We start from the raw sequence: 18,118 nt of genomic DNA on the forward strand, positions 1-18,118 counted from the left end.
GCAATGGCGGATCTTTCAACCCTTGAAAACATTGCGAGGTATCAGGCGGCCAGCCAATTGATCAGTGGTCGCCTGCGTCTGTCGTTAGTGCAATCGCTCACCGGTATCTCGATCCGGCCACTGCGCGCGATGTGGGAAGAAATTCACGGGGAGGGCGCTTCTAGCGGCAAGTTGCCACACGGCGTGTTGAGCTTCATGGTGAACCAAACGGCTGCGGTTGGGTTAAGCACCTTCGCCTCGATGTACTTGCGCCAAAACCATTCGGGTGGGAAGGTCGCGCTGACTGCTAAGGGGCTGCTCGGGACCTGGGGCGCCTACCAGAAATTCTGCGGTCCCCTGGACCTCAACGCGGGCTACTACGCCGCGCAGGACGTTATGGGCGATACGGTGTCCTTTCCAAAATGTGGCGGATGCGGCGTGCATTTCATCTACGACCGGGGCAGCACCTTGACGAGCCGGTGTCCTTACTGCGGTCTAGCGCCTACAAAATATAAGTGATGCTGTCCTGGCTCAAAGGACTTGTTTCGTCCACTCCACATTCTGCGCCCACCGCATCCACCCCAGCGGCGCTTCGCGCTAAAGTTCTCGAAGAAAACATCCCCAGGTATCCGCCCTTCATGAAAGGGCTACCGGCGCTTCCGCCAGAGAAGTTGGTGGAATCACAGTTTGAGCTGCTTCAACAGATTCAAAGCAGCGTGATCGTTACGAAGGCACTGTACGAGAAGCACTACCTGGGCGCCATCCGTAGATTTGCTGCCTTCGCGCATCTGCTGCCCGCCTCGCAGTCCCATCACCACCGTGGTGCAGGTGGGCTCTTGGCCCATTCAATGGAATGCGGTCTCATGGCGTTGCAGGGAAGCGACAAAATGCTGCTCGATCTTGGGCGGCCGCCCTCGCATCGCCGGGAGTTGGAGCCACGGTTGCAACTTGCGGCGTTCCTCGGCGGCCTTTGCCACGACGCCGGCAAACCAGCCACCGACATCACGGTTTACAGCCATGATCGCGAAACGACTTGGCGGCCCATCGCCGAGAGTCTGTGGGATTGGTCTCAGGCGAACGGTATCGACGCGTACTTCCTGGAGTGGCGAGCGGGGCGCAACAAATCGCACCAGTCCCTTTCGGCTCTCCTTTCCGAGCGCGTAATCACCAAGGATACCCTCGCATGGATCGCCGAAGGTGGGACGGAACTCGTTGTCTGGCTGATGGAGAGTCTCAGCGAGAACCCAACGGCGACCAACCCTCTTTATGAATTGGTCAAGCGCGCGGACCAGGCGAGCGTCAAGCGAGACCTTGAGACCATGGGCACCGCAATGGCTGGCTACGAAGTTGGCGTGCCGGTGGAGCGCTCCATCACGGACAAGATGCGCAACTTGGTTCGACAAGGCCTTTGGATGGTGAACGAGCCCGGTGCACGTGTCTGGAACATCGAAGGCCACATCTATTTGGTGTGGCCAGCTGCAGGGCAGGAGCTGGCTCAAGCCATCCGAGAGGAGGGCGTCCCAGGCATTCCAAGAACTGCGGATTCCATTCTGGATATGCTGGTGGAACGGCAGTTGGCGTTCCTGCCGGAGGGCCACGACACCCCCGATCGGCTATGGCGGATTGCACCGGAGTGCATCACCGCAAAAATCCCGGGCAAGGAGCTCACCTGTATCCGGTTGCGCCACGATTCGCTCATCTCGACAACGCCCATCGGCAAAGTCCCAGGAGTGGTGGTCGGTCTGGCTGGTACGGCTACCGCTGCGGAGGTGGCACCTCAAGAGACCGTGCAGAATTCGGGCAAGCCTCTAGAGCAGAAGGATCAGGCGCCTGATGCTGCGGCCGAGCCCGCCTCGCAGAAGACCGGGAAGACACAGCGGTCTAAGCCCATCGCGATCGCGCCCCAAACCGTGGACGGGCCAGCGGCTGCGGCATCGGCAGTTCCTTCGTCTGGAGGGCCTTCCTTCGCCCATGACCCGGATACGGGCGAGGTCTTGGACCCCAGATTCGGAGGGGGCACCGGAGCATCGGCGGAGACGCCGGCATCTGCTGAGCAAGCAGCACCTGTACCACCAGCGGCGAAGCCCAAGGCCAAACGTACCGACAAGCCAACTATCAAATTTGATGGTGCAGCTGGTGAAGGCCTGAAAGCCCTCATGGACGATCTGAGGTCCGGCACACGCCAATGGGGCGTGGACGTGCGTGTGGACGAGGACGAGCAGATCCTCGTTACTTGGCCGACCGCTTTCTCTGGCTATGGCCTGACGGGTAAGGTCCTGCTCGAAGAGATGTCGGTGAACGAATGGCTCTGGATCGATGACGACAACCCACTGCGAAAGTTACAGGACCTGGATGTGGGCAATGGCGAAACGATCAAGGTGCTCCGGCTGTCGTACGAGGCAAGCTACGCCTTCCTCTACGAGGTAAAGCCGACCGAAGGCAAGAACGGGGCTCCCGCGCGCCAAGTTGAGAAGGTCGCTGCTCAGGAGGCGGCGGTGGCACCGCCGTCAGCCGGTGCCGCCCAACCGGTCCCATCATCAGTCGCGGCGCCTGCACCCCCCGTGCTTGCCGCGACAGTTCCCTCGGAGGCAGCACCTCCTAGGTCGTCACCTCCCAGGGAGAGGACGCGTGAAGCCGGCAAACAAGTCGAACCCCAATCTCGGGGCGAAGCAACGGCCCAGAGCCCGCGCGAGCCGCGCAAAGACAAGCCGAAAAAGGAACGGCCCCCGAATCGCTCGATGCCTAGCCTGATTCCCCATCCGCCCGCTTCGCTTGAAGCGGTGGCTCCTGCTCCCCAGCCGGAAACGGTGCTTTCCGACGCGCAACAGAAGCTGGCTGAGGCCGTGGAGAAGCGGCTTTCCTCGAATGCTCCACCTGGGCGCAAACCAGCGCCGCGCAAAGATGGCGTGAGCATTGACCAGGTGCTCGCCGCGTTCGATGGTGGAGGCGGGGACCGCGCGGACAAGCCGGGTTGGAAGGAGTTGCTGCTCCAGGATGGGCGCAAGCGCCTCAAGGATGCAGGAGTTGAGGTCGAGCGATCTGCTTTGTTCGGCATGTGCAAAGAGCATCCCGACCACTTGGAGATGGCAAAGGGCCTGATCCTGTTCAAGCCGAAAAAGTGAAAAAATCGGAAGACGCGGCGAAAGAGGGCGTCTTTAGGGAGTGGTCGGCTGATGCCCGGGTTCTATGATTTCTCCATGTCAGTCCAAGGCCCCTCCAGAATGAAAGCTCGTTTTCTCATTGCCGGGTTATTGATTAGTAACTTCGGCGCTGCCATAGCCGCAGATCTATTTTCTCCTCAGGGTCGTGGGGGTGACGGTAGCTCTGTGCGCCTGGCACGATTGGAAAAGCGATTCGATGAAGCCTTGGAGCGCCTGGAAAAAAACGACTCGGAGAAGAAGCCCTCAGGGAGCGGCTTGAGTCTCCCGCCCCCTCCAGGCGGCAAGGTTATTCCGGGCCAGCTTCTGGAGGAGCCACCGAAGCCGATAGTCGATGAGCGAATTATCGGTGTCGTAAATGGCTACGAGATTTTCGTTCGGGATGGCCAGGTGAAGCGGCGTGAACGCTCAGGCACCTCCCAGTAGCAAGCCCTAGAAGTTCGGTAACCCTCATCAAGATATTCTTGGTGGGGGTTTTCTATTTGGACTTGAGATATTTAGGTCGCGGGCTAAAAGTATTCTTGAAACAGGTCAAAAACGGGTCTTTTTCGAGCGTGTTTGTTTGTATCGACTCGCATAGCATTCCTGCACCGAACTATGAGTGCACGAATGAGTTCAATCAACGACCTTGCGGGAGCGATCGATGGAAGTAATGGCGCAGTTTCCGCCGGAGGCGATACGTCCGCTCGACCCAAATCGCTGAAAAGGATTACCAGAGCAGTGGCTGGAATGGCCTCTGCGGCGGTTATTCAATCAGCACTTGTGGGGTGCTCATCGTTCCCCGAGAACGCTGACAAACTTCCAACCCAAGCCGAGGCCAAAAAGGAATACGAGACGAGTTGGGCGTCTGTGCCGGCAGTCACGCGCGTGGCCTCGGCAGCGGGGAAGAGCGTTCGCACGCGCAAGCCCATGCCCCACGAAGTCGGCTCCCGCAGCCTGAGCGTCGATCTGGAGGGCAGGGCCACGCTGGGTGAGATCGTGCGGGCGGCTGAGCTGCAGGGGTTTCGGATCATCCTGAAGACCTCTTCTGACAAGCGTAGCGAGCCCCTGCACTTCACCCGCTTCGAGGGCACTTTCGACCAGTTCGTGGAGATGCTCGCGATCTCTCACGACGTCGATTTTGAGTACATGAATGGGGTCACCGTGGTCAGCGACGGCGTCCGCTACATGGTGACAGTTCCGCAACATAAGTCGCTGTTGGAGCGGGTAGTGCCGACGCTCACAGCCCTGGGTGCCACAAACGTCAAGTACGACCTGGACTCTGGGCTGATCTCGTACGAGGCTCCTGCAGCCACGAGTCGTGACATCGACATCTACCTGCAAAAAATGACCAGCAACGCATCCATGGTGGCGCTGCAGGTCGCCGTGATTGATGTCCGGATGAATCGGGACCGGGCAACAGGCTTTGACTGGAAGGAGTTCAGTGCGAAGTGGGGCACGGCAATCGAGTCGGCGGTAAAGCCCGTCATACCAACCCCCACGACGGTCGGCACCGCTGTTGCCAACGCCGTGACCGACCGAGTTTTGGGTAACGTGGGTTCGTTCTCGGGCAACGGTTTCGGCGTCAAGCTCGATGAGGCGAAGTTCTCGCTCGTGGCCGCCATCAAGCTGTTGTCCACCTATGGTCAGGCCAAGGTCACCCAGGACGTATTGATCAGCACCATGGGGGGTGCCCCGGTGAAGCTCAGCTCGGGCAATGTGATCCCGTACGTCACGGGGATCGGAAGCACTACAGCATCGGGTGGGGCGGTCTCCGGTTCGGTGACCACCAGCACGGTGAATTCCGGCCTGAAGATGGAGATCACGCCCCGGTATGACGCGGCGGATCACTTCGTGATGACCGACCTTAAGGCGAAGATGGCTTCGCTGGTCAGGTTCCGGGAGCTGAGCGCCGGCAACACCACTGGCACGTTGAGCCAGCCGGAGATGCAGGAGCTTGAATTCGAGAACATCTCCCGTCTCCGGCCAGGCGAAATCATCCTGCTTGGCGGCATCTCGTACGACCAGATCAACGAGACCTACACGTCGATAGCAGGGCTGGAGAAAGCCAAGATAGGCAGCGAGGCGATCACAACGAATCGCCACGCGATCTTCATCGTCATCCGCCCCTCGGTGACGATTTTCACGCCCTCCGCAGGAGACGAGCATGTTGCTCAAGCTGCTGCGAAGTAAGTCGGCCCAGGGGGAGACCGCCATGGACGGGTTCGACCTGCACGCGTTCACGGATGAGGCGCCGATGCTTTGCATGCTCGGCTCACTGGTGGCCACCAAAAAAAGCGATGCACTGGCCTACGCACGCGGGCAGGTGGAGGACTTGGTCACCGCCAAGGATGCTTGCCACCTTCAGGTGGTGAAGGGTGCTGAAGACCGCTGGTACTACGAGATCCATGAAGGCGGCCTCGGACGCGCGCTTTTGCCGTGGGCGCTCGATCAACTCACGCGCAATCCCAAAGCCAAGCTGGAACTACCGCTGGCAGGCAACCGTTTGGCGACGGTCAGTACGTACGAGGACGAGGTTGTCACCGTTATCTCCAGCCGCGAGGACGCCCATGGTGGCCTGTCCGTGCAGGAGTTGGAAGGATTTCAGCTTGGCGAGATGCTCCCGAGCTTTTACGGGACGGCGGCAATGCAGCGAAATATGGCTGTCTCTGCATTCTGCATGAGCTTGGTGTTTCTTCTCGTCTCCGGTTTGTTCGCCTTCCTCAAAAGCAACGCCATCAACCCCAAGGAATTCACCGAGGCTTATTCCAGCGCCAATCCCGGAAACCGGACGGAGATGATCAATCTGCCGTCTTTCCAGCTGGATATTGCGGCAAAAAGCTTGAGCGCTGGCTCCGGGTACCTCAGCTATCTGAAGTACGCCGCTGGCCGTTGGACATGGGCCCAAGCCTCCTCGGAAGATGACCTGAAGGAACTGCGAGCCATTGAGCCGGATATAGAGGCAAAGCAATGAACGAGCGAATTTTGAATAGAAGGCTCGCGCTGATTTTCTCAGTCGCCGCCATGGTGGTTTTTCTGGTGTCAATGGGTCTGTTTGTTTATGCCTCGATTTCGACAAAATCGCAGACGAAACAGATTCTTGCCGCTCAGTGCATTAAGGATTTCTCGGCATTTGGCATCAAAGCCAATATCAGGCCGAACGATCATGCGATCCTGTCGTACCAGCCCAGTCTGGACATGCTGCAGGACCGCGTGAATGCTTCGTCGATCGCAATCGGAAGATGTTCCGGTTACCGGTTGGTGGAGTTTTGCGCCGGTAATGGCTGCGCCAAGCCCGGCATTCTCTTTGTCTTGGAAAGTGTTTAGGAGCGTTTCCCCATGTTTTCTCTGATTATCTCGATCGTCTCGATCGCTCTGGTGGTGGCCCTGGCTGCGGCAACGATGTACTACGGTGGTGACGCCCTGACCCAGGGTCGCAGCAGCGCCGAGGCATCTGCCTACGTGACTGGTGCCCAGCAGATCGGTGGCGCAGCCGTGATGCACATCACCACCCAACCAGCTCCACCTGCTGCGGTGGCCGATCTGGTCACCAGCGGAATGATGTCTGGTATCCCCAACGTGAAGTCGCGCAGCGAGACCAATGAGTGGACGTTGGTCCCTGGCGCCGGCCCCACCACTCCTCGCATGCTGCGCATCAACCTGGCTGGCGCGGCCACTGGCAACCAGAAGCTGTGTGACCAGATCAACCGCAACGCGGGCGGAACTGGCATGTCGGCAGCTGACGGCACTGTGACGGAGCTGGGCGCGCTGCCATACGCCTGCGTCCCCGGCGCCACCGGCACCGACCCCCAAGTGTTCCAGTTCAAGTATTGATATTGGAATGACCCCCCTTCACCGCGAGGGGAGGGGGCCCTTTCATATGGAACAAATCACGAAAGTGCTGCGCTTTTTGCGGGTGTTGGACGCCCTGGGCGCTCTCACCTCGTTCCTGTTGGCGCTTCACCACCTGCACCAGGGGAACTGGGTCATAGGCTCGCTCTGGCTCCTCGCGGCCGTTTTCGGATTTTGGGCGTGGCTCCGCCAGCCAGCCGTACGCTGGTTGAAAAGGCATTTCATTCAATCGCAAACTGCAAATGCAGTGGAGCGCTAAATGTTCACTCTCATCATTGCGGTGATCTCCATCGCGCTCGTGGTCCTGCTCGCCGCAGCCACTATGTACTACGGCGGCGAGAGCCTGAGTGAGGGCCGCGTGCAGGCAGACGCCGCCGCCCTCATGAACCAGGCGCAGCAGATCACCGGAGCGATCGAGCTGTATGTCGCCGACACGAATTCCAAGGACTTCGAGAGCTTCGACGTCCTGATTCCGAACTACCTTACGAGCCTGCCCGAAGGTTGGCAGATTTCCGGTGCCGGCAATGGCGTGCAGGAGGGCTTCGTGGCCTTCCCGATTGGCGGTTCGGACGCGGACAAGCTGAATGTCTGCAAAGAGGTCAACAAAAAGCTCGGCATCGCCACCGCTCCTCCGCTGTGCACCGCCGTGCCCGACAACTATGTTGGCTGTTGCACCACTTCCTGACCCCACGAAAGAGACGACTACGCCATGCTGTTGGGTGAACTGCTGATCGAACGCGGACTTCTAAATCGCGAGCGCCTGAATGCTGCCCTCATGGAGCAGAAGGTCACCGGCAATCGCCTCGGTCGGATCTTGGTACGCAACGGGTTCCTCCGGCAAAGCGTCCTGATGGCGGTGCTGCATGAAGTGGCCCCTGCAGCGCTACATGAGGAGTCGGTCATCTTGCCGGCCATCCCTCCGCGCATCCTGCACGAGACGCGGAGTATGGTGACGGCCGACATTGGCGAGCAGATCTACATCTCGACGATGTCCCCTCAAGCCGTGGTCCGCGCGCGTCTTCAGGACTACGTTGGCACGCGAGAGATTATCTTTTCGCCGTGCAACCCCGCACGCCTTACCCAGTACCTTCAACAGCTCCGTACCATCGGTGACCATCCCGAGGAGAGCCCAGGTGGCTGGGATGCGTTGATCCGCCGTGCGATGGACGTGGGGGCGTCTGACATTCACATCATTCCCAGACCCCACAGCTACACCGTGATGCTCCGGTTGCAGGGCGTGCTGCACCAGGCGCACGAGGGGACTCTGGAGGAGTACGTGTCCCTCGCCTCAAGAATCAAGGATCAGGCCCGCATGGACATGGCGGAGCGACGCAAGCCGCAGGACGGCGGCTTCGCAGTGGAACATAACGGCCGAGTGGTGAACCTGCGGGTAGTGTGCATGCCCATCGTGGACGGCGAGCGCATCGTTGTGCGCTTGCTCGACCCCGATTCGATGAATTTCGACTTGGACAACCTGGGCATCACGGGTATCGCAGAGTGGAAGAAGGGCATCTCCAGGCCCACGGGTCTCTGTCTCATCTGTGGGCCTACGGGTTCCGGGAAGACCACGACTCTGAACGCTTCGGCGCTCTCGATGTCGTTCACGCAGCAGGCCATCTATTCGATTGAAGATCCCGTGGAGTACCGGATCCCGTACGCGGGCCAGGTGAACATCAACAAGGCAGTGGGCTTGGATTTCTCTGACGGCCTCAAGACGTTCATGCGGGGTGATCCCGACGTGATCATTGTGGGCGAGGTGCGTGACATCGAGACCGCCCGCAACGCTGTGAAGGCCGCAGAAACCGGGCACTTGGTGCTTGCGACCCTGCACACGGGCTCGATCCTGGGCGCAGTAAGCCGCCTGCGTGATATCGGCGTCGAGGGTTACGAACTGCGGCACCTTCTGCGCGCCGTCATGGTCCAACGACTGGTGCGCGTCGTCTGCCAGAAATGCGCAGGCGCGGGCTGCAAGTCCTGTCGAGACACCGGCTACAAGGGCCGGACCATCGTGTCGGAGTGCACCTACCTTCCCGGCGAAAAGGACGTCAATCAGGTGCTGGAGGGCCAGGTCAGCTGGAAGTCGATTGTTCACGATGCGGTGGAAAAGGCCAGGTCCGGACTCACGAACGAGCGAGAGATTCGCCGGGTGTTCGGCGCGGAGATCGACGACTATCTTGAGGCGTCGGGCATGGCTCAGATCCCCCAACCGGAGGCAGCATGTTCGGCCTCTTGATGGTGATGTTCTCGATCGTGCTGTTCTCTGCAGTGTCAGTCATGGCCATCAATTACTTGCCCGTGGACGCTCTTCTGACCATGAACGCGCGCACCAACGCGGTCGATGGGTTCACCTCCCTGTCGGGCGGTGCAGCCCGGTACATCCGTAGCGTGACTGATGCCGATGGCGTCGCCCATCTTCCTGCCCCCGGGGTCGATCTGACCAGCGCTCTCCAGCCTGGCTACGTGTTCATACCGCGTGCGCCCAAGGGGATGGACTGGTCGATCCAGAGCGGAGTGTTTCAGGGCCTACCAGCGATTGGGATCTGCCTGTACCCAGTGGGCACCATCGACGAACCGACTGTGCGCGGGGTGAACTCAGCCATGCGCAAGCTGCCCCAGGCTGCGGCTTTCGCCAGCGGCGGGTGCAACGCGCAGGTCAACTCAGGCGGCGCCTTCGTCACGTACTGGGTCGTTGCAAACCACCACGCGCAGATATGAGCACATACTACGCATCGGTAAAGATCGGCCCGAGGATCCAAGAGATCCTGGTGTCGGGCCCGAATGAGAAGGCCGCGCGCGCTGAGGCTGCGCGGCGCGGCATCGTCGTGGGGATGAAGAAGGCCAACAACTTCGTTCTGGGGCGGCGCATGTCGATCGCCGACCGTACGGTGTTCTTTCAGCGCCTCTCGTCAATGGTGGCCTCAAAGGTAAGCATGTCCGAGGCCTTAAAGGTGATCCACGATTCCTTCTCGGGCGTGGTCCGGGAGGTTGCCGCGATCCTGCGCCAGCACATCGAAAACGGCGCGACGTTGCCGGAGGCCATGGATCTTGCGGGGGAGAAATACTTTCCCGAGACTGTGCGGGCGCTGGTCAAGACCAGCTCGCACGGCGGCGACATCGCCCATTCGCTGCGGGAAGCTGCTCGCTTCGAGCTGGAGTTGGCGGCCGTGAAGAAGGAGTCCGGACGGGGTCTCTGGAGCGCCTCGCTCGGGTTCCTGACGGGGGTGGGCACGCTATTCGGCAGCACGCTCTATGTGGGCCCGATGATCATGAACTCCGACCTCATGAAGATTGGCAAGGCCTCGGTGGACGTGAGCTGGGTTGTGACCCTTTCCTCGGCGTTGAACTGGTCGCTTGGGATCATCGTAGCGTTGCTGCTTACGGCTCTCATGTCGCTGTTCATCGCAAAGCCCATCATGCCCGCAGTGGTTGACCGAGTGATCCTCAAAATCCCTTTCTATCGAGACCTGGTGCTGGCCAAACAGAACTACATCGTGTTCTTCGGCCTTGGCATCCTGCTCAACGCTGGACTGCGCCTGGAGGAGTGCCTGCGGCTGTCGCGTGACAACTCCCCCCCCGGCGAGCTGCGCGAGGACATGGAGAGGGCCCGAAACGCGATCACCAAGGGCTCCAGAACGCCATGGCCCTACCTGATGACCACGCTGCACCCTACGGACAAAGCCGCTCTGGCAACGGCTCAGGACAGGTCGCAGACGGCGCTCACCATCAGCGAACTTGCGATCCAGTACCGCAACCTCTACCGGCAGCGGATATCGGTGTTCGTGCCCGTCGCGCAGGTGCTGGCCGCGCTGTTCCTATCGCTTGCCGGCGTGGTGCTCTTCGGTGTGGCGATCGTTCCGATGCTTCAGATGACGAACGGGATCCTTGCGGGAATGTGAGGGTGCTTGGCGCACTAGAACGATGTCCAAAACAATAAGGGGCCGTGGCCCCATTTTTGTTCCCTCTACTGAGCCTTCCTGGCATCCAGCTCGGCCTTGGATTTGGCGATCGACTCGGGCGTGTGTATGGCACCAACCTTGCCATCCCGGACTTCTCCGAGGGATTCACGCAATCCGGGAATGGGGTGGCCAGCATCGGCCTCGACCGCCAAGGCGATCTTCTCCAAATCGGTCTTCAGAAGGTCTACAAATGTCTCTTTTGTCATGCGGTTAGTTTCGGTTGCCACCCCGCAAAGCGGATAAGTTCCACCATCCTAGCCGTTCCCCGGCTTCAGATCCCCGCCTCTTCCAGGAATCGACTCTCCAGCCCTTCGGCGAGCGCTCCGGAGACCGCCAACCTCCGCTTCGCGCGCGTCATGCCGACGTACATGAGTCTGCGCTCCTCATCTTCGGTGGAGTCGGTGTGAGGCAAATTGCCTTCCTCGACCGCCATGATCCAGACGCTTTCGAATTCCAGGCCCTTGGAGGAGTGAAGCGTCATGAGTTGAACCGCACCAGGCGTGGGCTCCTTGTTCTTGCTGTCACGGGTGAGGTAGTTCAGCCGCTGGGCTAGCGAGCCATTCAGGCGGCAGATCGACTCGGCAAGGCTCTTGAGCAGGTCGGCCTGGGAGGATTTGCAGTAGCGTGCGAGATAACCCGTGACGCCATGCACCACCAAGGAGGTTCGGCCCTTGTTCGCCTGCTCCGACCAAGAGAGAAAACCCTCCCGCAGGCCGGTGAGGGCTCTGGCCAGCTTTTCATCGGGGGCCTTTGAGAGCGCGGCATCCAGACGGTCCAGGCAGCGGCCGGAGCTTGCCCGCGAGTGCTCGTTGATCCACCCCGCGTCCATGCCACAGAACGAAAGGCTGTTGGCCACGCCGGTCCAGGTGTCGTCGCTGATGCTGCGCAGCAAACCCGCGAACACACCGCCCACGGCTTGGTCCCACACACTCTTTCCTCCGGAGCGTTCGTAGGGGATTCCGGACGTTGAAAGGGCGATTTCAGCGAGGTCCAAAAGCGCGTTCGTGCGCCCCAGCACTGCCCACTGTTCGTTCTTGTTGTCGCGCAGTGTCTTGAGCAGCGCGTCCATCTCGTCCTGCCGAGTGGGCAGGCGGTGCACCGCAATCTCTCCGTCCTCCTCTTTAAAGGCTTGAATGTTTTTGGCGGCACGGTTGGCGTTTTTGCCGATAAGCTTTGCTGCCGACGCGAGTATGTTGGGGGCGCAGCGGTAGTTGACCGGCAGCGTCAGCTCCATCGAGCCCAGAGCCAGGCTCGCCTCCTGCAGGCCTTCGTAGCCCAGGGCATGCCTGAACGAATAGAGGCTTTGATCATCGTCACCAACGAGGGTGATCTCTACGCCCGCCAAACCGTGCGCCAGAATCCATTGCATCTGCACTTCGTCCATGTCCTGAGCTTCGTCCACGAGCATCCATTTGATGGGCAGGGGCGCGAAGGAGCCGTCGCGCATTCCGTGAACGCAACGCAGAACTAGGTCCCCGAACTCCATCACGTTCTCTGATTCAAGGATCGCGGCGTAGCTGTCGTAAATCCGCTGCATCGCGAGGTCCTGAAAGGCGATAGGAGCCACGTGTGCCTTGGCCCTGTCGATTTCCTTCTGCACCTCATCGAACTTCAGCCCGGTATCGTTTTCCCGCCAGCAGCGCTTGAGGAGCTGGTTCCGCTCAATGTCATTCATGAGCTTTGGCGGGCGGCCTTTGGTGTTGCGCTTAATCTGGTCGATGGCCAGCGAGTGGAAGGTACCTGCAGCGAGCCTGCGGGTGTTTTCCTTGCCACAGGTGTCGATGATGCGTTCAAGCAGTTCGCCGGCAGCGTCCCTTGTGAATGTGACGGCGCAGAGCCTCCCCAACTCGTGGGTTGCGATAAGGTGGCCCGCCCGGGTGGAAAGGACCCGCGTCTTGCCGGAGCCGGGGCAGGCCAAGACGGTCACGTGGCCCGGGGCTGTGACTGCTCGATCTTGAAATGGATTGAGTTCAAGTGCCATCTGACGGTTGCGGAGTAGTAAAGGTATTGGATCTAGGCGGTCGGGCCCGACGCGTCTGAGAGAAGTGCCTGAATGGCATCGTGGTCCCTACGCCAATGCGGATCGAGGAGCGTGACTTCGTGCTCCCAAATCTCGGCGAATTTCGGCAGGAGCGTCGCGCGATCCTTGTGGCCGGCGAGGGCCTTGGTGGTCAACGCCTGGGCATACAGCGCCAGGACCATCGCGGCGGATCTGCGATAGGCAATGGTCTCTGACTTGGGGAGCCTCAGGACGGACTTGCGGTAACGGGAGACCTTGCGTTTGAATCGCTCGGCGGCGAAATATGAATCCATGAAGGGCATAAAGAAATGGGCCCGGAATAGTCTCTTGACGTATTCCGGGCCCAGAAGGGAGAGCCGTACTTAAGCGGGTAGCGCTTCAGCCGCACCTTGATGATCTGCTTGCTCGGCGGGGGGAGCAGCCAAATCGACTGAGGGCTCTTGTGCAGACGGCTCAGCGCGCGGCTTGCGGGGTTTCGTGGGTGCAGAGGCCGTTGGGGGTGCCGGCGCGTCCACCGAGCTGCCATCTGCTGCCGGGACATCGGGATCGAGCTTGGTGCCAACGCGAGGATCCTGCACATGCATGTCCCCTTGACGCTGGGTCGATGCCATTGCGCGCGTCGCGAGGGTCCTGAACACGCCGCCCAGACGCAGGATCTTCTTCTGCACGCCGTAGATCACCTTGCTGCGCTCGGAGTCCGTGAGTTCGCGCGAGATCCAAAGCGCGTCCACGACGCACGCGAGCGCATCGAAGTCTTTGACCGCCTTGACCATCTGGGCGGCGCGGGGAGACGTGATCCGAGCCTCGCACTTTTTGGGGGCGGAGTAGCTGATCCCCTTGAAGTCCACTCCTGCTGTCTCGGCGATCGCCTTCAAGCGCTCGGTTTCCGCTTTGATGTCGCTAGCGAGGTCATCGAGTTCTTTGTTGACGATCGCCTCGACCTCCATGGCCTGGGCTTCCGAGGTCAGAGCCCGCACCAGGACGCTCAAGGTGAACAGCGACTCAGAGGCTTGCTCGAAGCCGCGATCAAAAGTTTTTTGGGCGTTGAAGGAATGCAGATCGAACTTCATCACCAAGAATGGCATCGAGGACGATGATGCGCGGGACGCTCGCGGTGCGTTTGGCCCGCGCGCCTGGCGCGGACGTTGAGCGCGCGGTTCTTGGGAACCCGAGGGGGTTTCCGCTGCCGGCTCGGCTGCGGTGGGGGACTCTGGGAGAGCGTCTTTCGCCATGATGATTTCCTCGTATAAGAGTGGACAACGGTGAAACCATGGTAGGAGTCGATGAAAAGAAAACAGGGCCCAAACACAACCGAAATTGCAGTGTTACGACCACATGGTCACGTCTCAAAACTTTTTGAAATCACGAGACGTTTTTAGTTGACGGACGCAGAAAAAAGGCGTTAGGATTGCATCCACAAGAGCAGTGCGCGTAACGCCACTCTCCTGAGTGAGGTAGCTGGCCTCCAAAATTGATCAGCAATTCATTAGCTGCTTGCCTTGCCAAGCACACCAAGAACGACGCAACATTCCGTTTTTGGTTCTCATGCACCTTTGCATGAATTTGATTGGAGCGAAGCTCCCATCCCGTCACTGCGGGAAATAGCAGTTGGGTTGGGCGCGACTAAGACCTGGACTTTCATCCGTTGGATGGAAGATGGGCCTCTCGCTGCAATCCTGCCATTTTTGGCAAATCTACTTGGAAGTCTGACCCCAGAAGGGCTTACTTCCCCGCCCAGCGCGATGCTGGCCGGTTTCAAAGACACAAGCAAAACTCTTCATGCCGTAGGCGTGTTGTGCTCGCTTGTGCCAAAACATCGTGTGACCCTCAAGTGTCATGCGGTGCAGTCCTCCACCTTTCGGTGGAGATTCAAAATCCTCGGGGATGCCATCTCCGAGGGGAGTCTGGTGTTTCCGAGGAATTTCCGTTCCTAGGAGTATCACCATGTCCGCTCTTGTATTTGCCGCTTGTGTCGCTACCGGTTACCCATTGGGTATTTTGGTGTGCCAAGCGCTCGGTCTCCGCTAATCCTTTAGCGTAGCCCCAATTTAGTCTGCGGTTCACCCCGCAGGCTAGAGTGCTCAACTTCGTGTCGAGCCCTCTAGCCTGCGGGGTGCCACAGACATTCAAAATGTCATGTGTGGCACCCAGCAGGTTTTCAACAACCTAGCGAGGGGCTCATCATGGAAACTCTTATCGTTACCCTGTGCGTGGCCATTGGTTTCGCTATCGGTGACCGCCTCTTCCATCGGAGGGGGTGATCACATGCTTGCCGAAATCACAACGCGCGCAGAAAACACAGTCACACGCCTGTACAAGGGCATTTCTATCCGTCTCGCTGGGGACCTGCATTCAAGACTCAAAGCGAGTCCGCCGAATGCGCTGGCCTCGGAGGAGACCAGAGCCCTTGTTCGTCAATCTTTGCGCCAAGCAGGGATGGTCCAGAAACGGGCGTGAAGACGGCCCGCAGATTCGTCTGCGGGCTGGCTTCCTCAAGTGCATTTGCAAAGTGCCTTTGAGGAAGCTTTTTGTTGTTTGGGTATCCAGGCAGCTCAAAAAGGGCGGTAGCTGGCCCCTAAAAATAATCAGCGTTTCAAATCAATCCACCAACCACCGGGGTGCTTCACCTGGTGGGTGCGGCATCTCGATTTCATTTGCAAATTGGAGATACCGCATGACGTTAACCGCAAACAGCCTGGAGATGTTTGATATGCCGGCATCGGCATATCACGCATCGCCAGCGGTCGGGCACTCCGCCCTTGTGAAGCTAATGCGCTCCCCCGCGCACTTTCGCCATTATCTGGATTCTGCACATGCGCCCACTCCAGCCATGGAGTTCGGCACAGCGTTGCACATGGCGGTGTTGGAGCCTGATCTTTTCGACGAAGCCTACACGGAGTCACCGAAGTTTGACCGGCGTACCACTGCCGGGAAAGCCGATGCGGCAGCGTGGGAGGCGGCCAACGCCGGAAAGAAGCCGCTGACCGAAGACCAGATGGAGATGCTCAAGATCATGCAAAGAATGATCGGACAGCACACCCTAGCGTCTAAGTACATCAGTGAAGGCGCAAAGGAGAAAAGCTTCTTCTGGACGGACGCCGAAACAGGCATCCACTGCAAGTTTCGCCCCGACGTGCTTCTGCTCGACGGCGGCGAGGCGGTGACACTAAACCAAGCTATGCAGGTCGGTGCCGAGCCCTACATCGTTGGGCAGCTCGACCTGAAGTCCACGCTCGATGCCTCCGAAGGGGCCTTCCAACGTCAGATAACCAGAATGGGGTATGACGTGCAGGCAGGCTTCTATACGGATCCGCTGAGCGAGTGGTTGCAGCGTGATGTTCCGTTCCGCTTCCTGGCCATAGAAAACTCAGCTCCGCATGGGGTCGCTCTCTACAAGGCGGGGCCGCGCACGTTGAGAAATGGGCGATCGAAGTACAGGGCGGCGCTGCAGCTGCTGCAGTGGTGCCGCGAGAACGAGCGGTGGCCTAGCTACCAGCCGTTCAGCGAAGAGACCGAAATCGATGTGCCTGCCTATGAGCGTGCGGTTCATTTTGACGACGAAGACGAGGGCTACTAGGCCAAGTCCATGCGTTCAGTCCTGCACCATTTCATTCATATCCCCCGGGGGGCTCCCTCCCCGCAAGGGGAGGGCGTCTCCCATTTCATTTGGAGAAACCCATGACAATTCTGCAAACTCTGCGTTCTGTCCGCCAGGCAAGCGGGCAAGGGGGGCAAACGGCGATCAGCCCGTTCGCCGACCTCCTTGAACAGGGCCGGATGGAAATCCAACGCTCGTTGCCAAAGCACTTGGACCCGGACCGCATGATGTGGCTCGCTCTGTCGGCATTCCGCCAGAACGAGAAGCTCGGTGAGTGTGATCCGATGTCGGTGATGGCGTCAGTAGTCCAGGCTACCCAGATGGGCCTAGAAATTGGTCTGAATGGAGAGGCCTACTTGGTTCCGTTCAGGCGCGAATGTCAATTGATTCCTGGATACCAGGGCTTGATGAAGCTGGCGCGCCAGTCTGGCTTTGTGGACGACATCTACGCGATGGAGGTCTACGAGCAGGACCTGTTCGAAATCGACTACGGTGCTCAGCGCAAGCTGATGCACAAACCGCAGGTCCGTTCCAACGGATTCCCCGTGGCCAACTCCGAGCGGGGCGAACTCTGCGGGTTCTACGCGGTGGCGGTCTTGAAGAGCGGCCAATCAGCTTTCATTCACCTCGCAAAGGCTGACTGCGAGCAGATTCGCGAATCGAGCAATGGCTACCAATTCGCCAAGCGCAACGGACGGCTGCACCCTTGGGTGACCGACTTTGTTGAGATGGGGAAGAAATCGGTGATACGCATGCTGACCAAGCAGCTTCCGAAATCCCCTCATTTGACATTGGCTCTCAGCCTGGATTCGCTCTCCCATGAAGGGCGGCGCCAACACATCACGCTCAAACAAGCGGCGGATGGCACGTATGCGCCGAATGACAGCCACTTCAATGCGCCGCGCGAAACAGAGGAGGACGCTCCACCAGCGCAGCCCAGCAGGCCTGAGCCGCCGAGGAGACCGGCCCAACCTCCCGAACAGGCAGGAAGGACCTACGGTGCTAAGCCGCCCAGCCAAGGGAGCAGCCCACCAAGGCCTCCAGCGGCCTCGGCAAGGCCTCCGGCCCCGGTGCCTGTGGCTCGCCCATCCCCAGCGGCGCCAATGGCTCAACAGAGATCTGCCAGCGCTCCCCCGCGCCAGGAGCCTCCTGCACCGCCTCCGCACCGCTCCGCGCCTGTCGCGAGAACGCAAGCGCCAGCAGCCACAGCGCCACAGCAGCCGTCCGCACGGGATCAAACCTCAGTGCAGGCGGCGGATGCCTTCATCAAGCGAATGCGCGAGTGCCCCAGCATGGATCGTGTGAACGACATCTACATCGACGCTGCAGACCGGCTCTCCGGAGCAGGCCTGGAAGCCGTAGAGCGCACGTACCTCGCTTTGAAAGATCGATTTGAACCCCAAGGAACACGCGCAATGTTCTAGACGGTTCCACCCCCAAGACCTCCTGCGCAAGCAGGGGGTTTTTCAGGAGCCATTCACCAAAGAATGCCTCCCGAAAAACCACGGTTTTCATTCGATGTGGCTAGTCCATTCGAATCTAAAAGGTAGCTGGCCAAGCCTATTGAAGGCAATTC

Annotated in this window: 17 protein-coding genes; 13 read left to right on the forward strand and 4 right to left on the reverse strand. The window is 59.6% G+C overall.

The window, feature by feature from the left end; genetic code table 11:
- The first annotated feature begins 3 nt into the window (after positions 1-3).
- The 11 genes from KW835_RS13620 (at position 4) to KW835_RS13670 (ending at position 10,864) form a co-directional block, all read left to right on the forward strand.
- Entirely contained in the window at positions 4-498 is a 495-nt protein-coding gene (locus KW835_RS13620; protein ID WP_218383190.1) for a FlhC family transcriptional regulator, read from the forward strand.
- Positions 498-3,101, forward strand: a complete 2,604-nt coding sequence (gene mobH, locus KW835_RS13625; protein ID WP_218383191.1) for a MobH family relaxase — start codon at positions 498-500, stop codon at positions 3,099-3,101. Before KW835_RS13620 ends, mobH begins: the two co-directional genes overlap by 1 nt.
- Before the next feature lie 99 nt (positions 3,102-3,200).
- The gene (locus KW835_RS13630) at positions 3,201-3,563 is read left to right on the forward strand and encodes a hypothetical protein (RefSeq protein ID WP_218383193.1); all 363 of its coding nucleotides are present in this window, start codon (positions 3,201-3,203) and stop codon (positions 3,561-3,563) included.
- Positions 3,564-3,746: 183 nt separating this feature from the next.
- Positions 3,747-5,309, forward strand: a complete 1,563-nt coding sequence (locus KW835_RS13635) for a type II secretion system protein GspD (protein WP_218383195.1) — start codon at positions 3,747-3,749, stop codon at positions 5,307-5,309.
- A complete protein-coding gene (locus KW835_RS13640) occupies positions 5,284-6,090 on the forward strand; it encodes a hypothetical protein (RefSeq protein WP_218383197.1) in 807 nt (268 codons plus the stop codon). Before KW835_RS13635 ends, KW835_RS13640 begins: the two co-directional genes overlap by 26 nt.
- Positions 6,087-6,443, forward strand: a complete 357-nt coding sequence (locus KW835_RS13645) for a hypothetical protein (RefSeq protein WP_218383200.1) — start codon at positions 6,087-6,089, stop codon at positions 6,441-6,443. The genes KW835_RS13640 and KW835_RS13645 overlap by 4 nt, the downstream gene beginning before the upstream one ends.
- Positions 6,444-6,455: 12 nt before the next feature.
- Positions 6,456-6,950 (forward strand): hypothetical protein, encoded by a 495-nt coding sequence (locus KW835_RS13650; protein ID WP_218383202.1) that lies wholly within the window; start codon positions 6,456-6,458, stop codon positions 6,948-6,950.
- Positions 6,951-7,227: 277 nt separating this feature from the next.
- A complete protein-coding gene (locus tag KW835_RS13655) occupies positions 7,228-7,653 on the forward strand; it encodes a type II secretion system GspH family protein (protein ID WP_218383205.1) in 426 nt (141 codons plus the stop codon).
- A gap of 24 nt (positions 7,654-7,677) precedes the next feature.
- Positions 7,678-9,201: a GspE/PulE family protein gene (locus KW835_RS13660; RefSeq protein ID WP_218383207.1), complete on the forward strand. Its 1,524-nt coding sequence runs from the start codon at positions 7,678-7,680 to the stop codon at positions 9,199-9,201.
- Positions 9,186-9,683 carry a hypothetical protein gene (locus KW835_RS13665; protein WP_218383209.1) on the forward strand — a complete coding sequence of 166 codons (498 nt, stop codon included), beginning with the start codon at positions 9,186-9,188 and terminating at the stop codon, positions 9,681-9,683. The genes KW835_RS13660 and KW835_RS13665 overlap by 16 nt, the downstream gene beginning before the upstream one ends.
- Positions 9,680-10,864, forward strand: coding sequence for a type II secretion system F family protein (locus KW835_RS13670; protein ID WP_218383211.1), 1,185 nt, complete (start codon positions 9,680-9,682; stop codon positions 10,862-10,864). The genes KW835_RS13665 and KW835_RS13670 overlap by 4 nt, the downstream gene beginning before the upstream one ends.
- 65 nt (positions 10,865-10,929) lie before the next feature.
- Here the strand turns inward: KW835_RS13670 and KW835_RS13675 are convergent, their stop codons facing one another.
- The 4 genes from KW835_RS13675 to KW835_RS13690 form a co-directional block, all read right to left on the reverse strand.
- Positions 10,930-11,130: a hypothetical protein gene (locus KW835_RS13675; protein WP_218383212.1), complete on the reverse strand. Its 201-nt coding sequence runs from the start codon at positions 11,128-11,130 to the stop codon at positions 10,930-10,932.
- Positions 11,131-11,195: 65 nt separating this feature from the next.
- The gene (locus KW835_RS13680; protein ID WP_218383217.1) at positions 11,196-12,905 is read right to left on the reverse strand and encodes an ATP-dependent helicase; all 1,710 of its coding nucleotides are present in this window, start codon (positions 12,903-12,905) and stop codon (positions 11,196-11,198) included.
- A 32-nt stretch (positions 12,906-12,937) separates the two neighbouring features.
- On the reverse strand, positions 12,938-13,246 hold the full coding sequence (locus KW835_RS13685; RefSeq protein WP_218383218.1) for a hypothetical protein: 309 nt from the start codon (positions 13,244-13,246) through the stop codon (positions 12,938-12,940).
- A gap of 60 nt (positions 13,247-13,306) precedes the next feature.
- Positions 13,307-14,014: a DUF1845 family protein gene (locus KW835_RS13690; RefSeq protein ID WP_218383219.1), complete on the reverse strand. Its 708-nt coding sequence runs from the start codon at positions 14,012-14,014 to the stop codon at positions 13,307-13,309.
- 1,337 nt (positions 14,015-15,351) lie between these two features.
- Here KW835_RS13690 and KW835_RS13695 point away from each other — a divergent pair.
- Positions 15,352-16,521, forward strand: coding sequence for a PD-(D/E)XK nuclease-like domain-containing protein (locus KW835_RS13695; protein ID WP_218383220.1), 1,170 nt, complete (start codon positions 15,352-15,354; stop codon positions 16,519-16,521).
- A gap of 101 nt (positions 16,522-16,622) precedes the next feature.
- The gene (locus tag KW835_RS13700; protein WP_218383222.1) at positions 16,623-17,966 is read left to right on the forward strand and encodes a recombinase RecT; all 1,344 of its coding nucleotides are present in this window, start codon (positions 16,623-16,625) and stop codon (positions 17,964-17,966) included.
- Positions 17,967-18,118 lie beyond the last annotated feature (152 nt).

The sequence above is a fragment of the Acidovorax sp. sic0104 genome, from assembly GCF_019219095.1.
GTDB lineage: Bacteria > Pseudomonadota > Gammaproteobacteria > Burkholderiales > Burkholderiaceae_C > Acidovorax.

Bases quoted from the DNA above. Each gene is read 5' to 3' on its own strand.
- KW835_RS13620 (WP_218383190.1), top strand. From the start codon at position 4: ATGGCGGATCTTTCAACCCTTGAAAACATTGCGAGGTATCAGGCGGCC.
- mobH (WP_218383191.1), top strand. From the start codon at position 498: ATGCTGTCCTGGCTCAAAGGACTTGTTTCGTCCACTCCACATTCTGCG.
- KW835_RS13630 (WP_218383193.1), top strand. From the start codon at position 3,201: ATGAAAGCTCGTTTTCTCATTGCCGGGTTATTGATTAGTAACTTCGGC.
- KW835_RS13635 (WP_218383195.1), top strand. From the start codon at position 3,747: ATGAGTTCAATCAACGACCTTGCGGGAGCGATCGATGGAAGTAATGGC.
- KW835_RS13640 (WP_218383197.1), top strand. From the start codon at position 5,284: ATGTTGCTCAAGCTGCTGCGAAGTAAGTCGGCCCAGGGGGAGACCGCC.
- KW835_RS13645 (WP_218383200.1), top strand. From the start codon at position 6,087: ATGAACGAGCGAATTTTGAATAGAAGGCTCGCGCTGATTTTCTCAGTC.
- KW835_RS13650 (WP_218383202.1), top strand. From the start codon at position 6,456: ATGTTTTCTCTGATTATCTCGATCGTCTCGATCGCTCTGGTGGTGGCC.
- KW835_RS13655 (WP_218383205.1), top strand. From the start codon at position 7,228: ATGTTCACTCTCATCATTGCGGTGATCTCCATCGCGCTCGTGGTCCTG.
- KW835_RS13660 (WP_218383207.1), top strand. From the start codon at position 7,678: ATGCTGTTGGGTGAACTGCTGATCGAACGCGGACTTCTAAATCGCGAG.
- KW835_RS13665 (WP_218383209.1), top strand. From the start codon at position 9,186: ATGTTCGGCCTCTTGATGGTGATGTTCTCGATCGTGCTGTTCTCTGCA.
- KW835_RS13670 (WP_218383211.1), top strand. From the start codon at position 9,680: ATGAGCACATACTACGCATCGGTAAAGATCGGCCCGAGGATCCAAGAG.
- KW835_RS13675 (WP_218383212.1), bottom strand. From the start codon at position 11,130: ATGACAAAAGAGACATTTGTAGACCTTCTGAAGACCGATTTGGAGAAG.
- KW835_RS13680 (WP_218383217.1), bottom strand. From the start codon at position 12,905: ATGGCACTTGAACTCAATCCATTTCAAGATCGAGCAGTCACAGCCCCG.
- KW835_RS13685 (WP_218383218.1), bottom strand. From the start codon at position 13,246: ATGCCCTTCATGGATTCATATTTCGCCGCCGAGCGATTCAAACGCAAG.
- KW835_RS13690 (WP_218383219.1), bottom strand. From the start codon at position 14,014: ATGAAGTTCGATCTGCATTCCTTCAACGCCCAAAAAACTTTTGATCGC.
- KW835_RS13700 (WP_218383222.1), top strand. From the start codon at position 16,623: ATGACAATTCTGCAAACTCTGCGTTCTGTCCGCCAGGCAAGCGGGCAA.